16 protein-coding genes and 1 pseudogene are annotated in these 20,220 nt (G+C 43.0%); 11 read left to right on the top strand and 6 right to left on the bottom strand.

The window, feature by feature from the left end; all coding sequences use genetic code 11:
- Nucleotides 1-112: 112 nt before the first annotated feature.
- Nucleotides 113-1,996 (top strand): Ig-like domain-containing protein, encoded by a 1,884-nt coding sequence (locus ACT3SX_RS04345; protein ID WP_444761678.1) that lies wholly within the window; start codon nucleotides 113-115, stop codon nucleotides 1,994-1,996.
- Here ACT3SX_RS04345 and ACT3SX_RS04340 read toward each other — a convergent pair.
- Nucleotides 1,997-3,162 (bottom strand): IS3 family transposase gene (locus tag ACT3SX_RS04340; RefSeq protein ID WP_192520997.1). Its coding sequence is split into 2 segments (ribosomal slippage): nucleotides 1,997-2,904 and nucleotides 2,904-3,162, totalling 1,167 coding nucleotides; the frame shifts between segments, so codons are not numbered across the junction.
- 15 nt (nucleotides 3,163-3,177) lie between these two features.
- Here ACT3SX_RS04340 and ACT3SX_RS04335 point away from each other — a divergent pair.
- Both ACT3SX_RS04335 and ACT3SX_RS04330 read left to right on the top strand, forming a co-directional pair.
- Nucleotides 3,178-4,560, top strand: a complete 1,383-nt coding sequence (locus ACT3SX_RS04335; protein ID WP_444761677.1) for an Ig-like domain-containing protein — start codon at nucleotides 3,178-3,180, stop codon at nucleotides 4,558-4,560.
- A gap of 444 nt (nucleotides 4,561-5,004) precedes the next feature.
- Nucleotides 5,005-5,685 (top strand): serine hydrolase, encoded by a 681-nt coding sequence (locus ACT3SX_RS04330; RefSeq protein WP_226945143.1) that lies wholly within the window; start codon nucleotides 5,005-5,007, stop codon nucleotides 5,683-5,685.
- Between the two features lie 157 nt (nucleotides 5,686-5,842).
- Here the strand turns inward: ACT3SX_RS04330 and argE are convergent, their stop codons facing one another.
- The 4 genes from argE to ACT3SX_RS04310 form a co-directional block, all read right to left on the bottom strand.
- Entirely contained in the window at nucleotides 5,843-6,988 is a 1,146-nt protein-coding gene (argE, locus tag ACT3SX_RS04325) for an acetylornithine deacetylase (RefSeq protein ID WP_226945142.1), read from the bottom strand.
- Nucleotides 6,989-7,024: 36 nt separating this feature from the next.
- Nucleotides 7,025-7,957, bottom strand: coding sequence for a LysR family transcriptional regulator (locus ACT3SX_RS04320; protein ID WP_192992410.1), 933 nt, complete (start codon nucleotides 7,955-7,957; stop codon nucleotides 7,025-7,027).
- Nucleotides 7,958-8,185: 228 nt separating this feature from the next.
- A complete protein-coding gene (locus ACT3SX_RS04315) occupies nucleotides 8,186-8,860 on the bottom strand; it encodes a DUF1028 domain-containing protein (RefSeq protein ID WP_192992409.1) in 675 nt (224 codons plus the stop codon).
- A gap of 41 nt (nucleotides 8,861-8,901) precedes the next feature.
- Entirely contained in the window at nucleotides 8,902-9,315 is a 414-nt protein-coding gene (locus ACT3SX_RS04310; protein WP_192992408.1) for a RidA family protein, read from the bottom strand.
- A 408-nt stretch (nucleotides 9,316-9,723) separates the two neighbouring features.
- On the opposite strand from ACT3SX_RS04310, the gene ACT3SX_RS04305 reads away from it, so the two are divergent.
- From ACT3SX_RS04305 to tnpC, 4 genes are all read left to right on the top strand, one after another.
- Entirely contained in the window at nucleotides 9,724-10,059 is a 336-nt protein-coding gene (locus ACT3SX_RS04305) for a cytosine permease (RefSeq protein WP_442062850.1), read from the top strand.
- Between the two features lie 377 nt (nucleotides 10,060-10,436).
- Nucleotides 10,437-10,832, top strand: coding sequence for a transposase (locus ACT3SX_RS04300; RefSeq protein ID WP_442062847.1), 396 nt, complete (start codon nucleotides 10,437-10,439; stop codon nucleotides 10,830-10,832).
- Nucleotides 10,829-11,173: an IS66 family insertion sequence element accessory protein TnpB gene (tnpB, locus tag ACT3SX_RS04295; RefSeq protein WP_442073227.1), complete on the top strand. Its 345-nt coding sequence runs from the start codon at nucleotides 10,829-10,831 to the stop codon at nucleotides 11,171-11,173. Before ACT3SX_RS04300 ends, tnpB begins: the two co-directional genes overlap by 4 nt.
- Before the next feature lie 42 nt (nucleotides 11,174-11,215).
- Nucleotides 11,216-12,973: an IS66 family transposase gene (gene tnpC, locus ACT3SX_RS04290; protein ID WP_442069575.1), complete on the top strand. Its 1,758-nt coding sequence runs from the start codon at nucleotides 11,216-11,218 to the stop codon at nucleotides 12,971-12,973.
- Nucleotides 12,974-13,005: 32 nt separating this feature from the next.
- Here tnpC and rluB read toward each other — a convergent pair.
- Nucleotides 13,006-13,932, bottom strand: a pseudogene (rluB, locus tag ACT3SX_RS04285) (23S rRNA pseudouridine(2605) synthase RluB).
- A gap of 367 nt (nucleotides 13,933-14,299) precedes the next feature.
- Here rluB and ACT3SX_RS04280 point away from each other — a divergent pair.
- From ACT3SX_RS04280 to ACT3SX_RS04265, 4 genes are read left to right on the top strand one after another with little or no spacing between them, the layout of a single operon-like run.
- Nucleotides 14,300-15,406, top strand: coding sequence for a polysaccharide biosynthesis/export family protein (locus tag ACT3SX_RS04280; RefSeq protein ID WP_442069574.1), 1,107 nt, complete (start codon nucleotides 14,300-14,302; stop codon nucleotides 15,404-15,406).
- A gap of 34 nt (nucleotides 15,407-15,440) precedes the next feature.
- The gene (locus ACT3SX_RS04275) at nucleotides 15,441-15,872 is read left to right on the top strand and encodes a low molecular weight protein-tyrosine-phosphatase (RefSeq protein WP_442069573.1); all 432 of its coding nucleotides are present in this window, start codon (nucleotides 15,441-15,443) and stop codon (nucleotides 15,870-15,872) included.
- A gap of 45 nt (nucleotides 15,873-15,917) precedes the next feature.
- Nucleotides 15,918-18,143: a polysaccharide biosynthesis tyrosine autokinase gene (locus tag ACT3SX_RS04270; protein ID WP_442069572.1), complete on the top strand. Its 2,226-nt coding sequence runs from the start codon at nucleotides 15,918-15,920 to the stop codon at nucleotides 18,141-18,143.
- 53 nt (nucleotides 18,144-18,196) lie between these two features.
- Nucleotides 18,197-20,158, top strand: a complete 1,962-nt coding sequence (locus ACT3SX_RS04265) for a polysaccharide biosynthesis protein (protein WP_442069571.1) — start codon at nucleotides 18,197-18,199, stop codon at nucleotides 20,156-20,158.
- Nucleotides 20,159-20,220 lie beyond the last annotated feature (62 nt).

Raw genomic sequence — 20,220 nt, 5'->3', positions numbered from 1 at the left:
ATGTCAAAAAGTAAGTGGTATTTTTTATATTCGTTAAGAAAAATTATGTAAATCGGTTCGTAGTTTTATATAGATATGTATTTAACCTATGATATTAATTAAGGATGATTTTATGAATGCTATAGTGATAAAAGTAAACGATCAAATCCAGACTATTTCTGAGCACAAAATCATCACGGAGAACGGAGAACCTACAGTTATTGAAGCTGTTAGTAACGTCAATTATGAACTCCTTGATGAGTCTACTGGTTATGCACCAAATCAAATTATAACTAAGCGGATAAATAGCGACCTTCATGTTTCTTTTGAAGATAACAGCGAAAATGCCGATCTTATAATTGAAGGGTTTTATGATGATATCAATAGTGCGCTTATTGGTGCTGCTGAAGATGGTAACTATTATTACTATCTTCCTAATACTGGTGAAGTAACAGATTATGTTACAAAGTTGCAATTGGGTGAAGTACAAGGTCAGGCCTTAGGTGGAGATGGACAGGTTACACCGTGGTGGATAGCTGCTACAGAATCGACAGGTCTGGGCGTATGGCTAGCTGGTCTTGCCGGTATAGGGCTTGCAGCTGCGGCTGCTTCTAGTGGCGGTAGTGATGGTGATGACTCTGATGGTAGTGTCAACGTCGACACGCCAACCGTTGATGCGATTACTGGTGATGATATCGTCACCGGCACCGAAGCTGCTAATGGTTTTATAGTGACTGGTACTGGGACAGCTGGGAATACCATTACTTTAACAGACAATAGTGGCAATACTATTGGCACTGCTATCGTGGACACAGACGATAACTGGAGCATTCTGGTTGACCAAGACGACGTTGATGCTATGGGTGAAGGTTCTGAGATCCTTACAGCGACAGCAACAGACCCTTCTGGCAACACCAGTGAGCCGACTAGCACAGACATTACTGTTGATACTATGGCTCCTGCTGCTCCAACCGTTGATGTGAATGAAGATGGTACTGGAATTACGGGGACAGGCGAGCCTGGCACCACGATCGAAGTAGACACTGATGGAGACGGTGAACTGGATTACACCGCCACTGTTAATGACAATGGTGACTTTGCCATTGATACCAGTGATAACCCGCTAACTGAAGGTGAAACCGTTACGGCTACGGCAACAGATCCTGCTGGTAACACCAGTGAGCCTGGTACCGATGTAGCGCCTGAAATAGATGATGCCGACGCTGATGCCGACGCTGATGCCGACGCTGATGCCGATGCTGACGCCGATGCTGACGCCGATGCCGACGCTGATGCCGATGCTGACGCTGACGCTGATGCAGACGCCGATGCTGACGCCGATGCCGACGCTGATGCCGATGCTGACGCCGATGCAGACGCTGATGCAGACGCTGATGCCGATGCCGATGCTGATGCAGACGCCGATGCAGACGCCGATGCCGATGCTGATGCCGATGCCGATGCCGATGCCGATGCCGATGCCGATGCCGATGCCGATGCCGATGCCGATGCCGATGCTGATGCCGATGCTGATGCAGACGCCGATGCAGACGCCGATGCCGACGCCGATGCTGATGCTGACGCCGATGCTGACGCTGACGCTGATGCCGATGCAGACGCTGATGCAGACGCTGATGCAGACGCTGATGCTGATGCTGATGCTGATGCTGATGCTGATGCTGATGCTGATGCTGATGCTGATGCTGATGCTGATGCTGATGCTGATGCTGATGCTGATGCTGACGCCGATGCAGACGCTGATGCAGACGCTGATGCCGATGCCGATGCTGACGCCGATGCTGACGCCGATGCTGACGCCGATGCCGATGCTGATGCTGATGCACCACTCATCGATACGGTCACAGGCGACGACATTGTTAACGGCATTGAAGCTGACGCAGGCTTTGCCATCACCGGCACTGGTACAACAGGTGACACCATCACCTTGACCAATGAAGCAGGTGATCAGATTGACCCCTGCCGTCAATCCCGTAGACTTAAACTTGGGAGATTTTAGTTACGCAGCCTGACGATAATAATCAAACCACACCTGTCTTGGTGATTTATAGCTCAAGCCCTTTTGAATTCTAGTCTGATTGTAGTACAGCTCGATGTATCTAATAATATCGTTGATCGCTGCAAATCTAGTCTTATAATCCTGATGATATACCAGCTCGTTCTTTAAAGTGCCCCAGAAGCTTTCTATTGGAGCATTGTCGAAGCAATTACCTTTAGCGCTCATAGATCCTGTAAACTGATGCTGTTTAATGATCTTATGGTAGGCATGGCTGCAATACTGGCTGCCTCTGTCAGAATGGACTATTAGTTTTTTGGCAGGTCGTTTGTTTTTGATTGCCATGTTCAATGCGTGACAGACCAAATCTGCGGTCATGCGTTTGTTGATCGCATAGCCGACCAGCTCTTTGGTATATAAGTCTTTGACTCCCGCTAAGTACAGCCAGCCCTCATGTGTCCAGATATAGGTGATGTCACTGACCCAAGACTCATTAGGACACTTGGCATCAAACTGCTGATCCAGCACGTTATCATAGACCAGTTTGTTGTGATTAGAGTCGGTGGTCACTTTAAAGCGCTTATGACGACGACATTTAATGCCGTGTTCCTCTTTGATGCTTCTTACCATATACAGGCTAATGTCATGCCCTTGCTCGCTTAGATGAGCATGCAGTCGATCTACGCCATAACGTTCTTTCGTTTCATTGTGAGCGGCTTTAACCAATAACTCGCACTGATTACGATGTACCTGCTGACAGCTGATATGACGACCCAGCCAGTCATAGTAGCTTGAGGGTTTAACCTGTAGTACGCGGCACATGCTACTAATGCTAAAGACTTGCTGGTTGTCTTTGATAAAGGCGTACTTGACTAACTGTGCTTTGCAAAGTACGCCGTGGCCTTTTTTAGGATCTCTCGCTCCTCTTCGGCAACTTTAAGTTGTCGCTTGAGCTGCTTTATTTCTTGAAGAGCCGTCATAAGATCAGGATCGTATTGAGCTGTTCCTGCAAGTTTGCCTTGATTAGCTTTGTTGTTCCAGTTCGATAAGGTTTGCATGGCGATCCCGAGCTGCTTTGCAGTAGCTGAAATATTGCCGTTGTTGTCTGATATCTTCTTGACGGCTTCGGCTTTAAATTCGTCACTGTAGGTTCTGATTTTCTTGGTCATGATAAACTCCTGTTATTGTGCTTAGTTTACCAAGTTTATCTCTACGGTTTATTCAGCATAGCTCAGATCGGTCAACCAGCGACGGTTGATATCGATGGTAACTGGAGTGTGGCAGTGGTTGCCGCTGATGTAGCAGCCATGGGCGAAGGAGCTGAAACCTTAAGGGCTACTGCTAGCAATGATAATGGTACTAGTGCTCCTACGACCAAAAATGTAAGTGTAGACACGCAAGCACCAACGACACCAACTGACGCCCCTGATGTGACAGACAACGTCGCTAATGACGGCAGCGGTGAAGTGCTTGACCCTGTAGAAACCATCGCTGATGGCGGTGTAACTAACGACAACACCCCAAGTGTGACCGTCCCTGCGGATCAAGTGGCCAACGGCACACCGCAATTGGTCATTGATGGAGCAGTTGTGCCTTCAACCTCCGTGACCAACGACGATGGTAGCGTGATCTTAACACCAACCACGCCATTGGCTGATGGTGAGCATGACCTAAGCTACAACCTCACAGATGACGCCGGTAACCTAAGCGGTAATGCGCCTGCTACCACAATCATTGTAGACACCATCGCCCCAGGCGGTGAAACGGATGCGGATCAAGTAGCGCCAGTGATTGTTATTGCCGAAGCCGCCGATGGCGTGAACGCCACCGAATTCGCAGACGGTGTTCAAACCCAAGTAACACTACCGACTGGAACACTAGCGGGTGACACCATCACCTTAACCGTCACTCCAGATGGTGGTACAGCCATCACCGTTGAGTATGAAGTGACAGCGGGTGATGCCAGTAATGGTAGTGCTGAGGTTACCATTCCAAATGATGGAGCAACAGGCATCACTGCCGATGGTGAGTATAGTGTGACCGCCACCGTAACCGATGACGCGGGTAATGTCAGCACTCAAAGTGCGGCTGCCGACTTTACCGTAGACACGGTAGCACCAACGACACCAACTGACGCCCCTGATGTGACAGACAACGTCGCTAATGACGGCAGCGGTGAAGTGCTTGACCCTGTAGAAACCATCGCTGATGGCGGTGTAACTAACGACAACACCCCAAGTGTGACCGTCCCTGCGGATCAAGTGGCCAACGGCACACCGCAATTGGTCATTGATGGAGCAGTTGTGCCTTCAACCTCCGTGACCAACGACGATGGTAGCGTGACCTTAACACCAACCACGCCATTGGCTGATGGTGAGCATGACCTAAGCTACAACCTCACAGATGACGCCGGTGTGGTGGCTGACATGCTCAAACAATCAGGTATCGAGATCTATTATTTTCAAGATACGCAAGCCTTGAGTGCTGATCTCGCATCGTTTATTGAGACAGATGACCATATTTTGATCAAAGCTTCAAACGGTATTGGCCTTAATAAGTTGTTTTAATATGAGTCGCATTTAATTACTAGGGCGTGTCCTCAATTCAATCGATAGACATCTAAATGGGTTGAAAATGGCTAAATCTTGCCAAACAGCGTCAAATAACTAACTAATATCTCGATATTATCTGCGCTATTTTCCTTGTTTGAGGACAATTTATCTCATTTTTATCACCATTTTTTAAATGAGGACCCGCCCTAATAAAGATAAGCTGCAAGTAAAGGTAGCATTATGAGAAAAATCGATACCAATGCTGCCATATCGTCGATCCACTATAAAATAAATACAGCGATACTGGGTGCATTTTGCGTAGCCTCTGTCTGCGCAGGCACAGCAAGCAAGGAAAATGTATACCAGTATTGCATGGTTACATTTGTATCTGTTTTATTTAGGACTGACTATACTGCTTGAGCGTTTTGATATCCAAAATAACCAAATTGCCAGCGAATAATGTTTATACAGGCGGATACCCCAAAAATAATGGCGTCATTGGCCAAATTAATGACAGTAATGTTGGTATGGGATAAAGTAAAGCAAGATAACTTGGACCCTGCATTAACATTCGTTGAGATGCCTGTCGATTTATTAAAAGGCAGTAGTGAATACTATAAGTTTTATCAAAAAAACGAGAAAATAGCGTTGTCAGTTCTTGTGCAATCAGCATTGATTGCTAGCTCCAATGAGGCCGCTTTTGCATTAGCGTGTTGGCACTCTGGCGATGAAGCCAGTTTTGTCACAAAGATGGTGCGAAAGTCACAGGTATTGGGTTTAACCAACAGCCGCTGGTGCAGTAGTTCCGGTTTAAATAAAAACGCCCATACCACGGCGCAAGACATGAGCACACTTGCTAAAATATTTATCAGGCAATATCCTGAGGTGGCTGCTTATTGTGCATTAAAAAGCTTTACCTTTAATGGCAAAAGGGTGTTGAACACCAATAAGCTGATGCACACTCATACAAATATTTTAGGTGTAAAAACAGTCAACTTGGTGGGTATTGGGTCTAATCTAGTCAATCACTGGACTGATGATGGCGTACATTACCTAAGTATTGTGTTGGGGGCTGAGAGCCGAAAAACCTGCTATGAGTTATCTACAAAAATGATGATCCAGTGCCGTGTATTAAAATAGTAGAAAATCGTATGGTGCTCTAAAAAGTAGGATGCCATTATCCTAGAGCGAAATATAACGGTTTCTTCAACACGCCCTAATATCATAAGAGTGATATAACCACTGCTGAAAGCATCTAAGCAGTCATACCTGCTATTCTCGCTGGCAGGGTTTTATGCTATTGCAACTGTTTTAATAAATTTTCTAAAAACAAGTCACACTTATTCATTTCAGAGATTTCTACATATTCATTGGGCTTATGACCTTGTTCCATTGAACCTGGACCACAGACAAAAATAGGACTGTCAAAAGTTTGAGAAAAAAGACCACCTTCTGTACCAAAAGGTATTTTTCCAACGGTGGTGTCATCTGAAAGCAATGACTTCAAGAACTTTAATTCAGGATGCTCACGACTGGTACTTAACCCTGGATAAGCATTCATAAATTGGATGTTGGCATACTGACTGTAAGCTTGTTTTTGCAGGTTGGTATTGATGATATCGTTAATCGTGTCAATACTATCTTCTGCTATGTGGCGTATCTCATAATCTATGGTACAGCTGTCTGAAACCACGTTTAACGCGGTGCCACCTTGAATTTTGCCAACATGAATAGTGGTGTACGGAATATCATACTCTTCATCACGTTGTCCGCTACGTGCTAATTCATTTTGGCTATCTATTAATGAGGTTACCACTTGGGTAGCAACATGAATCGCATTACGGTAATTGGGTGCCATAGAAGAATGACCGTTTTCTCCACTACAGTGCGCTTGATACACGGCTTTGCCTTTGTGCCCTAACGCTATTTGCATAGAAGTCGGTTCACCAATCACACAAAACCGTGGCGCCTTCATCAAATTTGGCAACTTAGGTAGGATGTTTCTAACGCCTAAGCAACCAATCTCTTCATCGAAAGACAAACATAAATGCAGTGGGATAGAGAGCTTATGCTGACTGGCTTGGCACATTATTCTTATTGCACAGGCGACAAAGCCTTTCATATCTGTTGAACCACGCCCATAAATTTTATCATCACGTTCTTCTGCGATGAAAGGATCACTTTCCCAATGATCTTTGTTGGCAGGAACCACATCGGTATGTCCTGATAGTAAGACACCATGTTCCTCTATTGGACCAGTAGAAGCGAATAAATTGGCTTTGTTGCCTTCTTCATTATGATCGACAACCACTGAAATTCCGTAACCTTCCAATAATGATTGAACGTTTTCGATTAAAGATAAATTGCTTTTATAAGATGTGGTATCAAAACCAATCAATGTTTTTAGTATATCTATACTGCTTTCTTTATTTATTAGTGACATAAATAATCTCGTAAATTTCAAGGTGATTGGTTATTGTTATAAGGCGCTCATTCCAGGGATGTTGCCATCGGCAAAGCAGCGCTGGCAGTGTTGGATAAATGATTTTACCAATAATGTATTATTGGCATTGAGTGGCGTCATAACACCTATTTTCATTGGTCTCAGATTTCCTCTGATTGGTATTCGTACCAATTCTTTACCATCCATAGCCGTATTTACTCTAGGTCTAGTATTGAGAATACTGTATCCCAATTCATTGGCAACCATTGTTTTCACAATTTCAACATAATGACTTTGGGTACGAATATTTGGGGTTAGACCCTGCTGTTCGAAAAGCGATAAAAAATATTCGTGACTATAAGGTATGTCTAATAAAATCATAGGCAGTTTAGACAAGGTTTCTAGAGATACGGACTTTTCAGATGCTAAAGGGTGGTTTGCAGCTACCAAAGCATAAGGCGGTAAACTCGCTAGTGGTTGAAAGTTCACCTGCCTTTCATCAATTTCTAAATTAAAAGTTAGTGCTAAATCCAATTTGTTAGAGAGTACGGTCATCATCAGCATACGAGGTGTATCTAGATTTAAATCAATCTCAACTTGTTCAAAGGTTTGAGAATAATGTTGTATGACTTCAGAGTATAAAGTTGGCGCTGCTCCAATATAACAACCTAGTTTGAGCTTACCTTTTACCTCACTAGAAATCTCAGCAGCCCAGTCATACAAATCTGATGCTTCATCTAAAATCTTTTGGCATTTTTTTTTGAGTATTTCACCTACTGGTGTTAGCTGTAGACCTTTCGCGTGTTGGCGAATAAACAGCTGCACTTCTAACTCTTGCTCGATATGAGTAATGGCACCGGAAATCGATGGTGATGAGATATGTACTTCTTCTGAAGCAGCTACAATGCTGCCATGTTTGGCAGCACCAACAAAATATTCCATTTGACGTAAAGAGATTCGGCGGTTCATGTATATACTCATATATTAAATAAAGGGATATAGTGAAATTTATATAAATCCGCTACATCGTCATCCTCGCTAACCATACTAATGTATCGCTTGCACTCGGTTTCCTTGTATCGAAATTATTTGAACTTAACTATATTTTCGCACCCTAACTATTAAATATAATGCGTCGTATTACACTATATTATTTATAAATAACTATTTATAAGCCACTATTTATAAATTCATTGTTTACAAATCGCCAGGTACGCCGTAACTTGGTGCAGTCGTTGGATTAACCGCTCTTGTTATGTAGTCATCCATTTGTGGCGCATAGACTTCCCAAGCAGTCGATAGGTCGTCAATCGGGTTCTCTGACCAGTCTATCCGTAAATCGACGATAGGCCACTGTATGTCTTTTGCCATGACCATTAATCCAACTGAATGGACGGGTCCAGCTTCGCCGCCAGCAGATAAACCAGCTTTCATCGCAATCAAAAGACGTTCTGCAAGTGGTCCATCAGCTTGTTCAAACGCCTCAGCAATCGCTTGTGGTACTAAAGTATTGTCGAGTAAGTTTCCCGCACTAACCACATCCTCACCAATAAAATACCCATTAACGCCTAACGTATGTTCTCCACTGAATACCGCGCCTTTGTCTGCATTGTTCAAGGCAACCAATTGACGATACTGTATAAAGTCTTCCTTTTCAACCAAGTGCTGAATCGTACTCTCTGGCGTATTACCTTGCTGTAACATATCCAGAATTTTTGTACCTAGGATAGGATCTGTAATATTTTGACTCATGACCATGCCAATCCCAGCGCGACTATGTAAACATCTTGACGCAACCGCAGGTGAAGAAGACGATACTGCACCCCCAATTTGTCCTGTTTTTTTACAGCGAGCAATAATAGAAAAGGTCATGTTAATCTCCAAATACAATAGTGTTTACTTAATAATCTAAATTAGTCAGGAATGACCGCAGTAGCATCTACTTCTACTAACCATTCAGGTCTTGCTAACGCAGTGACTACGATACCTGTAGAGACAGGGTATACGCCTTTTAGCCACTTACCAACGACACGATAAACCTCTTCACGATAGCGCGGATCAACGATATAAATAGTGATTTTGCAGATATCTTCTAGCTCACCACCAGCTTCTTTCAACAGCATATCGATGTTGTACATCGCTCTTTCTGTTTGTCCTTCTGCATCGGCAAGGCAAACACTTTCTGTGGTTTCGAGATTTTGTCCAATTTGACCTCGAAGAAAAACAGTACGCCCTCTTGCCACAACTGCCTGACACAGATCGTTATCTATATTTTGCTCGGGATAAGTTTTTTTTGTATTAAAGCGGCGAATTCTGTCATGTTTCATATTCTGTACTCTCTAATGATATGAATGAGGAACATTTAGTATAGGTAAACCCTAAATCCTTATCTATTCTGATTTTTTGTACTTCTAATTCAGAAATAGTAAACCAAAAAAAAGTCTAATTTTAGGCTGTGGCGCTCACATGTCGCTTTTGGCTAATTTTGTTTTTCCTAATCAGTAGTTATTTAAAAAGTTGTTTTAATCGTTGTTGTTTCCCATAGGATGTTAATAGGTGTTAATAAATGTTAATGGACGTTAATTCACTGGAGAAGACGATGCAGACAACGGATACGTTAGTGATTGGTGGTGGACAAGCTGGTATTTAAAGTAAGGGTTAATTCCTGTTTGATTATTCCATTAGACATATCACGCACGCGTTTTAAATAACATTAGCCAGCAATAGAGGTATATATGAATAATAGTGATGAGCCGACGAAAACGTCGATAAGTATGGAAAAAAGAAGCGTTGAGTTTATTCCTTTAGATGAACGTACAGGAAAGTCGCGCGAACTGTTTGGTATTTGGTTTGGTTTTAACATGGTGCCTTTAGCTCTGATTACTGGAGCAATCGGTATCGTTAGTGGACTGTCTTTTTGGTGGTCCGTATTAGCGATTATTATTGGTGGCCTTATCGGTGGGATTACGATGGGTCTTCATGCATCACAAGGACCAAAGCTTGGTGTGCCACAGATGTTACAAGCTCGAGGGCAGTTTGGATCAAACCCCAATATCACACATACCACCTGAGTATTTCGCAAAACCTTAAAAGCGCTGCTAAGTCATTTCTGATTTGACTTAGCAGTACTTTTCTTTGCTAGGTTATGCTAAACATACAGTTCTTTATTCTATTGAGGCTAATAATAGCACACCCCAAAAAATGATGATATTAACACCTAAGCAGTAGAGTTCGACCAATTTTTATATACTGACAAAAGTCGGTATATGATTTGTTCTATATAATACGCCAATCTCAACTTATCGTAGGCTTTTGATTTTTATAGAATTTAAAATTTTAATTGTTTTAACTGAAATTTTAAAAACTAAGTAAGCATCCGACCATCCCATCTTTCCCTCACTTAAAAAATGCGAGATAGTGTCCACGATTAATAATCGTGGACACTAACATGACAACACAACCACCTAACAAACCCAAACGTAGAACTTACAGTGCTGAGTTTAAAGAACTTTTAGTACAAGAAGCTGAAGGTTCAGGGCGATCAATTGCCAGTATCGCTCGAGACCATGGCATCAACCAGAACCTTCTCCATAACTGGAAACGTCAGCATCACCGCAAAAAGACTCAAACTGGCATATTACCTGCTGCCATAAACAGTCCTGCTGATCCAAACCCCTGCTTTATCCCAATCCGCCTTGAACCTCAAGCAACTCATCTGTCCTCACCCTCCGTAATACAAAACATCAAGCTGCAAATCAGAGCCCCAGGACCTGGGTCCATAAGCCTCACTATTGCCCAAATAGACACCCAAAGTTTGATTGACCTACTACGAGGACTACAATGATACCCATCAATCACATCTGGCTATCCACCGCGCCCATGGACATGCGATGTGGCAGCGGCAAACTACTGGCTCACATCATCACCCAGCACCAAGGCATCCGCCCTCACTGTGCCTACCTGTTTTACAACAAAATAGGCACACGGCTGAAAGTATTCATTCATGACGGACTTGGCGTATGGCTTTGTAGCCGTCAGCTAGACGACAGCAAGTTTCATGGCTTAACCAAACCACTCACCCCCACTCAAACCGGCATCAGCATCAATCGTGAGCAATTTAATGCCTTAATCAGTGGATTACCTTGGCGTAACATGGGCAAAGATAAATTAACCCCCATCCTATAAATACCCGATGACAGGCAAATAAAACTCTGGCAACATAGCACCATGACTGTTGCCACTCTATCCGACTTATCGAAAGACCCCATTTACGCCGAGCTCCTGGTGAAAATCAGTATGCTTGAACAGCGTAATGAGCACCTGCAGCAACAGATTGTTCAAACAAACACGCGTCACGATCAACTACAGCAGCTCGTCAATAAAACCTTTGAGGAAAACCACAAGCTGTATCTAAAAGTACTGGAACTCATCGAAAAACAAAAGCGGCTCATCCATCAACTGTATGGACAAAAGAGCGAAGGCTTAAGTGCCAAACAAACCCACTTAAATCAGGAAGCTGCGCAAGAAGATTTATCTGCACTAGAACAAATCCGAGATGACTACCGCAGCGACTTAACCCAAGATCAGCTTGCCAAGCTACCTGCTATCGATCCTATCCAGACAGAAATGCTCATCGGTGAGAGCGACCTTGAACCAAGCACACAGATCACTGACGGATCGCTACCCTCAGCCACTGATCAGCCTAAAAAAGCAAAGCGTGCTAAATACACGATTATTCCTGACAACCTTGAGGTTAAAACTCTGGTTCATGAACCACTCACCACCGTTTGTGACTGCGGCTGTCAAATGAAGCGAATTGGGGAGGATAAACAGGACAAACTTGGACTCATCCCCAAGCAGTTTTATATTGAGCGACACCTCTATCCAAAATGGGTATGCCGTGAGTGTGACATCATTCATCAAGCGGCTGCACCCAAGCAAATCATTAACAAGAGCATCGCCACCCCTGAGCTGCTTGCTCACATTCTCATTAGTAAGTATGCAGACCATCAGCCTCTATATCGGCAGAATATTATCTATAAGCGAAGTGGGGTAAATATTCCCGATGCCACCATGGCAGACTGGGTGGGACGCTGTGGTGTTGCCATGGCACCTTTAGTGAATCGCTTGCATGCGCGGTTACTGTCTGAGCCTATCTTACATGCCGATGAAACACCGGTGTCTATCATGAAAAACCCTGTGAAAGCCGGCAGTAAATCATTAAAGAAAGGCTATGTTTGGGCGTATCTCACTCCACAGCACGGTGCATTAAAAGCGGTGGTGTATGACTTTGCCCAGAGCCGTCGTAATGAGCACCCTAAAGCCTTTTTAGACAAATGGCACGGTAAGCTGATTTGCGATGATTACAGTGGATATAAGTTTTTATTTCATCAAGGCGTGAGCGAAATCGGTTGTATGGCCCATGCACGGCGTAAGTTTCATGAATTGCACGTTACTGGACAAAGTGTTATTAGCATTGACGCATTAGCGTTATTCGGGCAGTTGTATGCGGTTGAACGTGAGATTGATGCGCGATTTGAAAAAAACACACCCCCAATGCCAAGAGATCCCCAGATAGTCCGGAAAATCAGGCAGGATAGAGCCAAACCGATTGCGGATAAGCTGCACCAATGGTTACAAGAAAAAAGACAGTTAACCACTAAGAATGCCAGTATTACTAAGGCGATTGATTATTGCCTAAAACGTTGGCAAGCGCTGACTTGTTATTTGGATGATGGGAGATTGCCGATTGATAATAATTGGGCGGAAAATCAGATGCGCCCGTGGGCGCTTGGGCGTAAAAACTGGTTGTTTGCAGGTTCGCTACGAAGTGGGCAGCGTGCTGCGAATATTATGTCGATTATCCAGTCGGCTCGCTTAAACGGCTTGGATGTGTCTGCCTATTTGATAGACGTGCTAAGACGCCTGCCTATTCAAGATGATCTAGATGAGTTGTTACCTCATCTCTGGATGCCATCGCAATAGGGGGATGGTCGGATGCTTACATCCGTGACTGATTAACGCTTGTTGTTACGATCGCGGGTATTACGTGAACCGCGACTGGCAGGACTGCCACTGCTTTTAGGTTTTGCGCTGCTAGGACGGCTATCGCTACGACTGTCAACACGGCGCGCTTTAAGCGGCTTGCTTTTGATACGTTCTTGCTTTTCTTTAGCTGCACCATGCAAACCAGTACCGTGACGTGGGCGTAGGCTGACCAAATCGGTTAAGGTATTGATGTCTTTTTTATCCAGCTCTAAGAAGCGTCCAGTACGCAGCTCTTTTGGCAGCGCAATCGACCCGTAACGCGTACGTAATAGACGGCTAACTTTAAGACCTTGCGATTCAAACAATCGGCGCACTTCGCGATTTCGACCTTCTTTTAGTCTGACGTGATACCATTTATTGACGCCTTCACCGCCGCCTTATTTGATATCTTCAAACTGTGCCATACCATCTTCTAGCATAACGCCAGACGTTAGTGTACGAGCGATGTCTGGGGTTACTTCACCAAGTACACGTACGGCATATTCACGGGTGATTTCGCTAGATGGGTGCATTAAGCGATGCGCCATCTCGCCATCATTAGTAAATAATAGCAGGCCAGTCGAGTTGATATCTAAGCGCCCAACCATAACCCAGCGATCATGAGTCAGTTTTGGCAAACGTTCAAAAACAGTTGGACGACCTTCTGGATCATTAGCCGAGCAAACTTCACCTTCAGGTTTGTAATAAGCTAAAACGCGACGACGCTTTTCATTTTCAGCCGTATATTTGATCTGACGACCGTCAACACGAATCTCATCGCCTTGTTCAACGCGGTCGCCGATGGTTGCGGGTCCATTATTGACGGTCACACGCCCTGCTTTAATCACTTCTTCCATCTGACGACGTGAGCCAAGTCCCATGCGGGCGAGTGCTTTTTGCAGTTTTTCATCTTTCATAACGATATCCTTGAGTCGGTGGGTTTACATTTCTCAATGTATGAAATTGGACCGAGTATTATACGCTATTTATCGAAGTTATGTTTAAGATTAGCTTTTAAGGCTATTATAATTAGCGAGTAGATGAAGCTTTATTAAGTATTGCTAATTGACATTAAAAATTAAAAGCTTCATAAGAAATGAATATAAACTAATTGTTACTATTGCGTAATTTTTGCCAAAAATAGCCTATTATTATTCACTATTTAACCACCTATGTTATTATGGCTTTGCTTTTTTATGGTTGGTGTAACTTTTTAGTATGGTTGTCTCAATTGCGCTCGTTGCTAGACGCTGCTTATATCTGTGATTTATAAAGGTTTTTTTTATGTTCTTCAATTCATCAAAGCTATTAGGTGTGGCGTCTGTGCTTATGATAGGTCTGGTTTCAGGCTGTTCCAGCATTAACTCTGGCCTACAATCTGGTGATCTGCCGCCCAATGGTTCATTCGTAGCTGCGAGTGGTATACAGTTTAATGTGCAGCCGTTAAATTTGGGGACTTTGCCTCCGAAGCAGGCCGTTGTTCCTAGTAGCGATTTAACGCGTTTGCTAAGAACCTCTGGGCAAGTTGATTACCGAATTTCGGAAGGTGATATTTTAGGTATTACGCTAGTAGGGTATCCAGAGATTGCGCCGCCTTTGACAAATAGTAGTAACACTGCCAACCCTTATGCTTTGGGCTTCCCTGTTGATCAACAAGGTTTTGTACAGTTTCCACTTATTGGACGTATTAAAGCCAGTGGCATGAGCGTGCCACAATTTACGGCCAATTTACAGAAACAACTGCAACGTTATCTTAAATATTCAGACCCGCAGGTCAAAATCGTTAACTACCGTGGCAATAAATTCTTTATTGATGGTGAGGTTAAACAACCGGGCGAGTTTGCTATTGCTGATGTGCCTGTGTCGCTCTATGGCGCAATTTCTATGGCTGGCGGAGCCACTCCTACGGGCGACTCAAATAATGTCGTGCTAAACCGTAACGGTACTAGCTATAACATCGGACTGGAGTCGCTGCGCCAAATGGGCGCTTCTGCTAACCAAATTTACCTGCGAGATGGTGATTCTATCCATGTTAATAGTCAAGACCGTAATAAAGTATATGTTTTAGGTGAGTTTGGTCAAGTAGAGCCAGTGCCTATTTTAGAGCAAGGTATTAGTTTGGCGCAGGTTTTGGGTGAGTCTAAAGGGCTAAATTCTGCTACAGCAAATGCGGCTAAAATATATGTGGTACGTGATAATTTAAATACACGAGCGACAGATATTTACTATGTAGATATGCAGACCATAACCAGCTTTGCGCTAGCCAATCGTTTCGAGATGCACCCGAATGATATTGTTTATGTCGATCCAACTGGCTTAACGCGTTGGAATCGTGTTATCAGCGCTATTTTACCTTCTACGTCAGCTATTAGGTCGCTCTCAGGCTTATAGGCATTGGGTTTATAAATAATAGGTAATAATTATTATGGCATTTGATAATATTTTAGTGGTGTGTGTCGGTAATATTTGCCGTAGTCCCATGGCAGAAGCGTTATTGAAACAACGTTACCCTCATAAAAATATCGATTCTGCAGGGGTGGGGGCTTTAGTCGGGCACTCTGCAGATCCTGCCGCGCTAGAGATTATGGCAGGGCAAGAAATAGATATCACCAATCATGTCGCCAAACAAGTTGACGAGGACTTGGTAAAAAAAGCGGATTTGATTTTTACTATGTCAGACAGCCAAACCAAGTGGATCGAAGAGCGCTGGCCGTTTTGTCGCGGCAAGACTTTTAAGCTCGGTCATTGGCAAGACAAAGATATTGCCGACCCCTATAAACATGAGATGAGTGCTTTTGAGACAGCATATCAAGATATTGTTGTTAGCCTAGAACAGTGGGCCGATAAAATTAGCTAAATAGCTGCTATTAAACGATTAACCTTAAGTGATGACCATACAGTTATGAATACAGATTCAAAGAACTTATCAAACGCTGCTTCTAAAGAAGATAATGACGAAATTGATCTTATGGCGCTACTGTTTGCCATTTTGCGTGGCTGGAAAGTCATTGTGTTTTTTGCTGTATTAGGGTTGGTGATAGGGATTTTGTATAGCAAATACGTCAATCCTACTTTTAAGTCGGATGCACTGATCCAAATTGAAGAGAACTCTAAGGGCGTTGCCGCATTAGGTGCGGATATTTCTGAGCTGATTGGCTCTGAAGTCAGTAAAGCCCAAGCAGAAGCAGAGCTGATAAGATCGCGTATGATCTTAGAGCCAGTGGTTAATTTGTTACATCTACGAATTCGTTTGTCCGATCCTAATATTGGCGCTTTGGATAGAATCAAGAGCAATAGTACGGATACTCAAATAAATAAACCGGAAGGTGTCTCTCTTAAAACCGAAGATGGTGAAGCAAAAATTAGCCAATTTAATGTCTCACAAGAGTATTTAAATCAATCTTTTACTTTGACACGCTCCGCGACAGGATTTGTGTTAACTAATGGTTTTGACGATTTTAAAGGTCAGATCGGTAAGGCGCATTTATTTAAAGGCACAGACGGGCAGATTCAAATTAAAGTTGATGTTCTACCCGCTGATGGCTACTCGGTTAATATCACTAAGCAATCTCTTCAAACCACGACTGATCAGATAAATAGTGCCCTATCTGTGGTTGAAAAAGGTAAGCAGACAGACATTATTCAGCTATCTATGACGGGTGCCAATCAGCAACAAACCAGCTTGATATTAAAACAAATTGTCTTATCTTACATTGATCAAAATCAGTCGCGTGGTTCCGAAGAAACTACTAAAACCATTAGTTTTATGGAAACTCAGATTCCAACGTTAAAGAAAAAACTGGAAGACTCTGAAGCAGTATTTAATGATTTCCGTAAAAAGTACGGCACTATTGATGTAGGCAAAGAAGCAGAGTTGTTATTGACAGAAAACTCGCAAATCGATGCCCAGCTTAACGAATTAAAACTTAAAAAAGCGGATCTCACGACTTACTACACAGAAGAACACCCTTTGGTTGTGCAGATCAATGAGCAACTGGCGGTACTTAATGCTAGAAAAAATGAGATAGACGATACTATCGCCGGTTTACCTGAGATACAAAGAGAGTTTTTACAACTGTCAGCTGACACGACGATTAATAGAGAGATCTATCTGACGCTACTTAAAAACTATGAACAGTTAAAGATCGTTAAAGCGGGTCAAATTGGTTTCGCCCGTATCATCGATTTGCCTATCAGTACTTATAAAGCCATTGCACCGAAAAAATTGCAGATTATGATACTGGCCATGCTGTTAGGAGCTATGCTTGGTACCATGCTTGTACTGCTTAAAAATATGCTTAGAGATGTGGTTAAAGATCCTGAACGCCTTGAAGCAAAGACTGGTATCCCCGTCATTGCAACCATTCCACGCTCACCATTATTAACGCGACTCGGTAAAAACAAAAATGCCTCTAATCGATTATTAGCCTATGTTGATAATAATAGTCTGAGCTATGAAGCGGTTAAGAGCCTAAGAACAAGCCTTATGTTTGGGATGCCAAAAGAAGGAAAAGCTGGTCAACGAGCTCGCGTTATCCTTATTACTGGTGAAAGTCTGAGCGTCGGTAAGTCCTTTATCAGTGCAAATCTAACAGAGGTATTTGCTCAAATGAATAAAAAGCTCTTGGTTATAGACGCTGATATGCGCATGGGTGAGCTGCACAAGATGTTCAATATGGATAAAAACAACGGTCTTGCCGAATGCTTATTACAGCGTAGTGATGCTACCCAAACATCAAGTAATTTGTCGAGCTTTATCCATCCCACAACGATAGATAATATTGACTTTATGCCACGCGGCCAGCATCCGCGTAACCCTGCTTCATTATTAGCAAATGGCAGTTTTAATCATTTAATGGCGGAGCTTAATCTGCATTATGATTATATTGTCATCGACTCGCCACCAGTATTGGCGGCTTCTGACGCTATGATACTAGCCCAGCACGCTGATAAGGTATTGATGGTAACTAGATACGACGATTCTATAGAAGGGCAGCTGGTTTATGCGGTTAATCAGATGAATAAAGCCAATATAAAGGTCGACGGTATCATTCTCAACGATGTACAACAAGGGATTATGAGCAAATATAGTTATCACTATAGCTATGCTTATGGTAATAACCAATAGTTAGCTTTTTGGAAAATTCTACCAAAATTCACGTTTTTAAGTGGTTGAGTGTTATGTCTACTAATTCAAAACCGTCAAGTGATTATCCATCACTTAATGGCAAAACTGGCTGGCTACAACGTATAGCAGAATACTTGTTATCGTTGCCCCGTAGTGTAAAACGAGCGATTTTAATCACTACAGACTTGGCAATGTCTTTAGTTTGTCTGTTCTTAGCCTTGTCGTTGCGCTATGGCGATATCGCTCATAACATTAGCCCTATCATATTACTATCTTATGGTACGCTGCCCATCATCGGTTTATATCTGATTGGCTTCTATAAAGGCGTAGCACGTGGTTTTTTAGACACGGTTATGGGTAGTGTCGCAAAGTTATTCTTTGCGCTCATGGTCGTTTATGAGATTATTATTTATTTAAATCCGTTAGAAGATATACCGCGCTCCGTTCCTATTATCTTTCTGTTTTTCTTATTTATCTGGTTATGGAATAGTCGTCTTACTATACGTGAGCTCTTGATGCGCTTGAGCGGTAGAGCCCGGCGTCGCCTTAAAGACGATGGTGTTTATGACAATGTAGTTATTTATGGAGCGGGAGAGGCTGGTCGAGATTTATTAGAGGGTCTTAGAAATTCGCATAAATATAATGTTGTGGCTTTTGTTGATGATGATCCACAGCTTGCTAGTGCTTATTTGCTCGGTAAAAAGATTTATCCGGCTCATGACTTAGTAAGCTTAGTAGAAGAATTAGATATTGCGCAGGTATTTTTGGCTATTCCTTCAATCAGCCGCGCGCAAAAACGTCAGATTATAGATAAGCTCTCAGGCATTGCGATAAAAATAAAAGAACTGCCAAGTTTAGAGGAAATCGCTGACGAAAAAGTGACCGTCAGTAGTATGCGCAAAGTAGATATCTTGGATGTGTTAGATAGACAGACTGTTGAACCTGACGCAAAATTGCTGCAGATGAATATCAAGGGTAAGTGCGTGTTAGTTACTGGTGCTGGTGGTTCTATCGGTAGCGAGTTATGTCGTCAAGTAATCAAGAATAAGCCAAAATGCCTAGTACTCTATGAGCTATCTGAGTTTGCGCTTTATAGCATCCATCAAGAACTAACCATCAAACAAGCCAATACACCTGCTTATCAAGATATTAAAATCGTTGCGGTCATCGGTAATGTCACCAATGAATCGAACCTGCTTAGAATACTGAATCTCTATAATATCCAAACGGTTTATCATGCAGCTGCCTATAAACATGTGCCAATGGTAGAGCATAATCCTTTTGAAGGCGTTATTAATAATACCAAAGGTACTTATCACTGCGCCCGAGCGGCAATTGCAGCAAATGTAGAAACATTTGTACTGATCTCGACCGATAAAGCCGTAAGACCAACCAATGTGATGGGCGCATCTAAGCGTTTAGCAGAGTTGGTTTGTCAAGCGCTCAGCCAAACGGATAGCCAAACCTGTATCAGTATGGTGCGTTTTGGTAACGTACTCGGCTCATCGGGCTCTGTTGTGCCTTTATTTACCAAGCAGATTGAGCAGGGTAAGCCGATTACAGTCACCCATCCTGATGTCACGCGTTACTTTATGACGATTCCTGAAGCGGCAAACTTGGTGATCCAAGCAGGCGCAATGGCGTCAGGTGGTGAAGTGTTTGTCCTCGATATGGGCGAGCCAGTTAAGATTGTTGATCTAGCGCATCGAATGATTCACTTAAGTGGTTTTGATATTAGAGATGCTGCCCATCCTGAGGGTGATATCGAAGTAATCTTTACGGGTCTTAGAGCTGGAGAGAAGCTCTATGAAGAGCTGATCATCGGTGAAGATAATATTGAATCGACATATCATCCATTGATCATGCAAGCAATAGAGCATAGCTTTCCATTAGATGAGCTTGAATCGGTATTGTTTGAGTTGAACGAAAAACAAAAAGAGTTTGATGTCCCTTGGCTAAAGCAGCGGTTTAGGCAGTTCGTCGCAGGTTATCAAGAAGGAACTAAAGCTGCATAACACTCAATAAATGCCTGAGATATTATAGTTAAATAAAACTAGTTAGATGAACAAAGGAATAT

Origin of the sequence: Psychrobacter sp. AOP31-B2-9 (genome assembly GCF_052378005.1) — a bacterium.
In the GTDB taxonomy this organism is placed as follows: Bacteria; Pseudomonadota; Gammaproteobacteria; order Pseudomonadales; family Moraxellaceae; genus Psychrobacter.
This window is presented reverse-complemented; position numbering and strand designations above follow the sequence as displayed.